Origin of the sequence: Brevundimonas sp. UBA5936, from assembly GCA_002430835.1 — a bacterium.
Taxonomy (GTDB): Bacteria; Pseudomonadota; Alphaproteobacteria; order Caulobacterales; family Caulobacteraceae; genus Brevundimonas.
Map to the genome: position 1 here is coordinate 1 of DJDA01000039.1, position 441 is coordinate 441.

Consider the following 441-nt stretch of genomic DNA (forward strand, 5'->3'; position numbering starts at 1 on the left):
GGGCTTGGCCTGCGCCGGTTTCGGGTGCGGCGGCATGGCGGTCAGGCGCGCCAGGCCTTCGTCGCGCGGCAGGGGGCCGACATGGAAGGCGGCCTGGGGCGGGCGGCCCCAGGTGATCTGGCCCCGGCGGAAGGGCTCGGGCGCGCGCGGGGCGGACTGCGTTTCGGGCGACTGAGTCTTGTCGTCAGCGTCGGACATTCGGTCTCCGGCGCTCACGGCGAGCGCGCATCAGGTCGAAAAGGCGTTAGAGGGGCAGGACGGTGAGCGCCGAGTTCGGCGCTTTCGTGACCGTCAGTTCTTCAGACGATAGCCGGTCTTGAAGATCCAGCCCACCACCGCCAGACAGCCGAAGAAGAAACCCAGCGTGGCCAAAAGGCTGATTTCGACGCTGACGTCCCCCACGCCGTAGAAGGCCCAGCGGAAGCCCGAGATCAGATAGAC

1 protein-coding gene and 1 pseudogene are annotated in these 441 nt (G+C 68.3%); both read right to left on the bottom strand.

Going from position 1 to position 441, the window contains the following annotated elements:
- A partial coding sequence (locus B2Y21_RS03965; protein ID WP_292057179.1) for a hypothetical protein occupies window positions 1-198 on the bottom strand: 198 nt, incomplete at its 3' end.
- 93 nt (window positions 199-291) lie between these two features.
- Window positions 292-441, bottom strand: a pseudogene (locus B2Y21_RS03970) (sugar ABC transporter permease); the annotation flags it as partial.